General features: G+C 72.5%; 9 protein-coding genes. 4 read left to right on the top strand and 5 right to left on the bottom strand.

Going from position 1 to position 6,192, the window contains the following annotated elements:
* Positions 1 to 59: 59 nt before the first annotated feature.
* The 4 genes from ACLHRZ_RS36395 (at position 60) to ACLHRZ_RS36380 (ending at position 1,649) form a co-directional block, all read left to right on the top strand.
* Positions 60 to 365: a hypothetical protein gene (locus ACLHRZ_RS36395; protein ID WP_490422878.1), complete on the top strand. Its 306-nt coding sequence runs from the start codon at positions 60 to 62 to the stop codon at positions 363 to 365.
* 103 nt (positions 366 to 468) lie between these two features.
* Positions 469 to 651: a hypothetical protein gene (locus tag ACLHRZ_RS36390; protein ID WP_490422877.1), complete on the top strand. Its 183-nt coding sequence runs from the start codon at positions 469 to 471 to the stop codon at positions 649 to 651.
* Between the two features lie 132 nt (positions 652 to 783).
* Positions 784 to 1,470 (top strand): GNAT family N-acetyltransferase, encoded by a 687-nt coding sequence (locus ACLHRZ_RS36385; RefSeq protein WP_490422876.1) that lies wholly within the window; start codon positions 784 to 786, stop codon positions 1,468 to 1,470.
* Positions 1,467 to 1,649, top strand: coding sequence for a hypothetical protein (locus ACLHRZ_RS36380; protein ID WP_490422875.1), 183 nt, complete (start codon positions 1,467 to 1,469; stop codon positions 1,647 to 1,649). Before ACLHRZ_RS36385 ends, ACLHRZ_RS36380 begins: the two co-directional genes overlap by 4 nt.
* Before the next feature lie 202 nt (positions 1,650 to 1,851).
* Here the strand turns inward: ACLHRZ_RS36380 and ACLHRZ_RS36375 are convergent, their stop codons facing one another.
* The 5 genes from ACLHRZ_RS36375 to ACLHRZ_RS36355 form a co-directional block, all read right to left on the bottom strand.
* On the bottom strand, positions 1,852 to 3,582 hold the full coding sequence (locus ACLHRZ_RS36375) for a relaxase/mobilization nuclease domain-containing protein (protein ID WP_490422874.1): 1,731 nt from the start codon (positions 3,580 to 3,582) through the stop codon (positions 1,852 to 1,854).
* Positions 3,579 to 4,325 carry a MobC family plasmid mobilization relaxosome protein gene (locus ACLHRZ_RS36370; protein ID WP_490422873.1) on the bottom strand — a complete coding sequence of 249 codons (747 nt, stop codon included), beginning with the start codon at positions 4,323 to 4,325 and terminating at the stop codon, positions 3,579 to 3,581. Before ACLHRZ_RS36370 ends, ACLHRZ_RS36375 begins: the two co-directional genes overlap by 4 nt.
* A 250-nt stretch (positions 4,326 to 4,575) precedes the next feature.
* Positions 4,576 to 4,812 (bottom strand): hypothetical protein, encoded by a 237-nt coding sequence (locus ACLHRZ_RS36365; protein ID WP_490422872.1) that lies wholly within the window; start codon positions 4,810 to 4,812, stop codon positions 4,576 to 4,578.
* 58 nt (positions 4,813 to 4,870) lie between these two features.
* Positions 4,871 to 5,752, bottom strand: coding sequence for a DUF2637 domain-containing protein (locus tag ACLHRZ_RS36360; protein WP_490422871.1), 882 nt, complete (start codon positions 5,750 to 5,752; stop codon positions 4,871 to 4,873).
* The coding region (locus tag ACLHRZ_RS36355) for a WhiB family transcriptional regulator (RefSeq protein WP_490422870.1) at positions 5,749 to 6,192 on the bottom strand (444 nt) is incomplete at its 5' end. The genes ACLHRZ_RS36360 and ACLHRZ_RS36355, both read right to left, overlap by 4 nt.

The raw sequence follows: 6,192 nt of genomic DNA, 5'->3' as shown, positions 1-6,192 counted from the left end.
AGTTCCCACCTAATTCATGACACTCCCGCCGGAGAATGCGTTCTTCAGAAGGAGAAGCGATGAGTAGTGCTGTGCGACGGGGCTGGACGACCCTGATGGTGGCCGCTGCCGGGGCGATGGTGGTGGTCGCGGGAGCAGGGTCCGCCGCGGCTCACACTTCGGACGGCGGGGCTTCGCTGGTGAGTGCGAAGAACCTGATGCAGGGGGTTACCGAGCCGATCGCCAGCCCGGGAAACCAGGCACACCGCGTGTTCGCCTACCGGGACCGGCCGGCACTGGTGGATGCCTCGAACGCGCGCCAGGGGCTGTACGCGCCGCTGCTGAGCCCGGGTACGGTCACGACCGACCGTTTCCTCGGGCACTGAGGTGCGACTGGTCTCCGTTCTCGCGGCTGCGGTCGCACTGGGCACGGGCGTGTGCCCAGCGGCTGAGGCCGTCGGGGACTCTGCCGCGCCTTCGCCGCCGCTGGTGAACACCGACTGCCTCGGGCAGGGAGCGATGCTGACGGTGCTGGAGTCCGGCCGTGTCCACACGGGCCGGTACGTCTGCCCGGACCGGGGCGCGGTCCTGCTGGACGCCAGCCGTATCGCGCAAGGCGCCTGGGTGGTCGTCGGCGGTCGGCGCAACGTGGCCGCGCAGGACTTCGGCTGACCGGGCCCGGCGCCGGCGGGTCCCGCGTTGCCCCGTTCCCGCTCGCTCAGGCCCGCTTGGGGGCCGGACTCGTTCGGGAGCGGGGACGTCGCCCCCGCCCAGGAAATTCGGTACAACTGGCAGGAGAGAAGCGTGCCTTACCCGGCGAGCTGGGGCACCCGCAGTTTTTTCGTCTCCCTCCCGGGCCCTGCCCCCGACACCGCGGCGCAGCTGGAGGAATGCCGTGCGTTCCGCGCCCGGGTGTTCCACGAGCACGGACGGCGGCCCGCCTTCCGTGCCTCCGACGGTTCCTTCCAGGACCCCGATCCGCTGGACTTCGGTTCGTGGCACCACACGGTCCGTCAACAGGCCGATGGGCTACTGGCCGGCTACATCCGTCTGACACCACCGGGCAATCTCCACCGCGGCGCGGTACGAGCCCTGCTCGGCCACGACCGTTTCACCACGCTCCTGGAGCGCGAGCGCGTCGACGCGAGCATCTGCTGCGAAAGCGGGCGGCTGGCGGTGGACCCCGCGGCCCGCGGGCAGGGGCTGGCCTCCTACTTGTCGGCCCTGGTGATCGGCCAGGCCCGTGCCCTGGGCGCCGGAGCCCTGATCGGCACCAGCGTCACGGCCGGCGGGGAATACCGGATGCACCAGAAGCACGGCGCTCGCCTGCTCCCGGACAGTACCGCTTGGAGCGAACAGCACAACGAGCCGATGTGCGTGATCCTGCATCCTCTCGACGACACTGGCCACCTGGGACCGCTGGTCCGGGAACTGTCCCTGCGCTTCACCGGAGAGGCCACCACACCCGGCACCGCCCAGGGCCCCGCATGAGCCTTCCCCCCCAGGAGATCTGCGAAATCCTGGGCATCGGCACCGAGCCACGGCACATCGAGAGCGTCCGCGCCAAGCTGAAGCGCCTGGTCGACCGCGACCTCCTCACCGAGCCCGAACCCGGCCTGTTCACACCGCCCCGGCCGACACCGCCCTCGCCAGGGACCGGGGCGAGCTGAGCACCGACACAGCCCCCTGTCCGCCCAACACGAACCGCCACAGAACACCCACTTCAGACGTCGCGTCTTGGGACCAGCCACCCCTTGTCCGCCAGTGAGGCCAGCAGGGCCCGCACGCTGTCGCCGGTTCCCTCGCCCAGATCCGTTTTCCCGGGCTGCGAGCCATGCCGGGGGTGACCGGCCACGCGGAGCCTTGGCACCCTCACCGGCCGGACGGGCCCTGGCGGTGCCGTTCGCCGGCAGACACGGCCTGCGCCGTCGGGGCCACAAGCGCTCCCGAGCGGGGCCGGCGGTTCACCGCGGGCGTGGGGGCGGGGAGGCTGGCCAGGTGGCGCATGCGCCACACGAGTACCTCGCTGACGGACTCCGCGGACTCCAGCTCGCGGCGGCCGGCGGCTTCCTTCAGCAGGGTGGCGGGGTCGTGCCCGGCGGCCTCGGCGTCGGCGAGCGTGGCGGCCAGGGCCTGCCAGCCGCTCTCGCCCAGCACCGTCTGCGCCTGCTCGGGCAGCGCCGACTGCACGAGACGGGCGTGCCGGGAACGCGTCTGCGCAGGCAGCTGTCGGCCCCGGCCCCGCAGCGCGGCCATCGGGGCCTGGGACGCGGTCCGGTAGGCGGCGCGCAGGTGACCGGCGGTCCGGAACGCGGCAGCCGCCTGCTGCGCATGCTCCCGCTGGGCATGCCACCGCGCCGCCGCCACCACAAGGAAGATCAGGGAGGAGAGCACCATCGCGGCCGCCGCCCCGTCCTCACCCCGCCCCAGCGACGGACCTGCGAAGACCACCTCGCGCGCCGCCCGCCGCAACGCCCGTGCCTGCGCGTGCCGTGCGCGGACGTGGGAGCGGCCGCTGCGCTCGAACTCCCGGGCCGCCGCTACCAGTTCCGTGCGCGTGGGGCCCGTGGTGGTCGTGGCCAGGGCGTCGAGGACTTCCTGGGCGGCGGACAGCTGGGCCGCGGCAGCGCCGTCGTCGTCTTCCCCGAGATCCAGGGCCGACGCCCATACGGCGTCGGCCGCGGCATGGCGGGCCCGGCCAATGTCTGCGCGGCCGGTACGCGGCTGATCACAGTCACGCCGGTCCGCCGCTTCGCTTTCGCCGATGCCGGTGGTGAAGCGGGCACGGATGCGGGGGAGGGAGAGGTCGGGGGCCAGGGAGGAGCCGGAGTAGAAGACGGGTTCCCCGTTGCCGTTGCGGTCACCGGGCAGTGCGACGGTATAGCCGAGCAGGTCTCCCGACGGCGCTACCCGGGTGCGCACGAGCAGGCCGGCGACGGTGAGCCGGTCGAAGAACTCCCGCTGGCTGGCGGCACCGGCAACGGCATGGCGGACGCTCTCCCGCAGTTCCTCGCGGGGAGTCTGCTGGCGGCCATGTCGTTCGGCCTTGTGTTTCTCGGCGCTGGTGGGGCGTTTGGCGGCGGTGCCGTCGCCCGCATTGACACGGACGAGCCCGTACTCGGTCTCGACGAGGCGGCACTCGGCCTGAGCGCGTTTGCCGGAGCGGTGGTGATCGGGCTTGTGGCCGTCCTCGCGGACGAGGGTGGCGACGATGTGGATGTGGTCTTCGGCGTGACGTACGGCTACCCAGCGGCATCCGGCGCCGTCGTTGTCGGGGTCGATACCGGTGGCCGCGACGATACGGCGCGCGATGTCACCCCATTCCTGGTCGGTGAGGATCCGGTCGCCGGGGTCGGCGCGCACGGAACAGTGCCACACGTGGTGTGCGGGCCGCAGTTCTTTCTCCAGGGCCTGGACGGGCTGGTCGAGGAGGAGCTGGAGCTCCTTGAGCGTGACGGCCGGGTCCCGGCCGGGATCGGGTGCCAGGCCGTCGAAGGAGGCGACGAGATGGGGGTCGATGTGCTCCTCGCGCTTGCCGGGGCCGTACAGGTAGGAGAGGAGTCCGATGGTGCGGTCGCCTTGAGAGTTGACCTTGGGGATCACGAAGCGGATGTCTCCTGGCCGAGGAGCTGGTTCGTTGCGGCCTGGACGCGGTCGACGGCACGGTGGACCGCGCGCAGGACGGCCTCGGTCTGCGGGGCGTCGGCGCCGGCGTTGAGGGTCCTGGCGACCTGGTTGAGGTTGTTGCCGATGTGGCCGAGGTGGCGTCGGGCGGCGAAGAACTCGGCAACCAGCTCCCGGTCACCGGCAATGTGTGCCGCAGTGGTGGTCAGGTCGCGGGCGGCGGCGAGGCCGGCGTGGGCGAGGAAGCCGGCATCGGTCATCCCGGCGGCCTTGGCGCCGGCGGAGATGGCGGCGAGTTCGCTGTCGCTCAGGCGGACGGTACGGAAGCGGTTGCGCTGGCGTGGCTGCCGGGTGCGGTGGCGCACACGAGGCTGCGCGGGCACGGCGTGTTCGCAGGACGCGCGGTGGCATGTGTGCTCTTCGCTCTGTGCCGGCTGCGGTCCGCCCTCGGTCGCAGCCCCGTCGGCCGGTGCCCCCTGGCGCCGGTCGGCCTCCGCCACCTCCGGGGTGGAGGCGGTTTTGGATACTCCCCCGCTGGGGGAGTATCCAAAACTCCAACTTGCTCCTCCTCGGGGCGAGTTGGACACCGGCTGCAGGTCCGGGAGGGCAGGGGCACCGGGCTCTTCCGGACTGGCGGGGACGGACTGGTCGTGGTGCGGCGTGAGACGGGCGCTGGCCGGGGCGGCGTCCTCGAACGGATGCCGCTGAGGGACATGGGGCATGCGGGAATTCCTGGGAGTTGAGGTACGGGGGACGGACAAGGGAGCGCGCTCACACGGGCCGGGGCGGGGTCGGATCGACTGGGTGCGGACCGGCCCGTGCGCCGGTCCGCGCAGGGGACGGAGGCAGCGGACCGGTCCGGGACCACAGCGGACCGGTCCGCCGTGGGCAGACCGGTCCGTTTCGGTGGGCAGTGGCCCGCACGGGCCGTCCGGGCCGGGCGCCGGGGGCGCGTCTTGTGATGGAGGAGGGTTATCGGGTCTCGCCGGTGTCGGCAGCGTGCAGGTGTTCCTGGAGTGCGGCGGCCAGGGTGAGGACGTCGTCGGTATCGCGAAGCAGCCAGACGGTGTCGTGGGGCCGGAGCTGGACGAGCCACGCTCCTCGGGGCGAGAGGACCGCGGTGTGCAGGAGTCCGTAGCGCAGGAGGACATCGATCCAGGCGGTGGCCTCCGCCAGGGAGCTGGGTGAGGCGGGCGGCGGGTGCTCCATGAGGGAATCCTTCGGGATGTAGGGGGCAGCGGGATCTGCTGGCGGCGAGGCTCGCCGGTCAACCTTCGGTGCGCAGGTGCTGGAGGAGCAGGCCGATGCGCTGGTTGCTGACCTGGATGTTGTGATCGCGCAGGGCGCGGCGGACGGTGGTCCGGTTGATCCGGCCTTCCTGCGCGATGGCCAGGCGCGCGATGGGCAGCAGGACTTCGACATCGTGTTCGCCGTCGCCGTCGCCGTCGCTGTGTGCCGGTGTGGACCGGTCCGCTGGCTGGTCCGCCGGTTCGCCGGACGGTCCGTCCGGCGAACCGTCCTGGTCCGGGGTGGGGCTGTCTGGATGCGGTGCGGACCGGTCCGGACCAGTGGTCCGCGGGGTGCGGACCGGTCCGTGGTCCGCGGCTGGGTGCTGCGGACCGGTCCGCAGCGTCTGGTCCGCAGGGGCGGTGTGCGCGGACCGGTCCGCGAGGCAGGTCCCCGGGACGGTGCCGGGGACGGCGGTCTGGGTGTGGTGGTGGCGGGTGATGAGGATCAGGAGGTGGACGGCGCCGGCGAGGGCGAGCGGGGCGAGGGTGGACAGGGCGCCGACGGTCAGGTCGCCGAGCCGCAGGCCACCTCCTGAAGCGAGGCTGTTGAGGCGGACGGCGTGCAGGGCGTTGGCCCAGATGCTGGCGGTGGTCGCCGTGCCGATCAGTGCCCAGGTGTAGAGGCGGGCGGGGGTGGGGGCGTCGCGAAGGACGAGGGCGGCGCGCACGCCGTAGGCGATGAAGCCGTCGACGAGCAGGGGGAAGACGTAGCTGAGGAGGCCGCGGACGTGGATGGCGACGGCCATCTGCTGGAGGGCGTCGTAGGACAGGGCGAAGCCGGCCAGGCCGAGGGTGAGGATCGCGGCGCGGTCCCATCCACTGGCCGCCACCGCCGGAGAGTGTCCGGAGGAGTGGTTCACGCGGCCTCCTCCAGACCGTGCCCGGCGGGTGCGTCGGCCGGAGTCACAGTGGTGTCGTCCTCGCCGGGCTGGGCGCTGCGCTTCTCTGCTGCCTGACGGGCGACGTCTAGGAGTTCGGCGGCCCAGGGCACGGTGACGCGGATCAGCCGGGCGAGCACAGTGGCGGACATGCCGGCCCGGTGGGCCAGGGCGGCTGCGTGCTCGCGCTCGGCGCTGGTGAGGTGGACCGCTTCTCCGAGCAGTGCGGCAGCCACACGGGCTTCGTCCTTGCGCTTGCGGAGCTTGCGGTGCAGGTAGTCGCGTTCGTCCTCGGTCCGCCCGCCCCAGATCCCGTGGCCGTGCTTGTTCTCCAGGGCGTAGTCCAGGCAGACGCGCTGGACCGGGCAGGCGGCGCAGAACTGCCGGGCCTCACTGTCGGCGCTCACGTAATTGGCCCGTGG

The organism is Streptomyces sp. AM25, from assembly GCF_058146165.1.
Note: the sequence above shows the minus strand (reverse complement) of the source record. Positions and strands in the feature narration are given on the sequence as shown.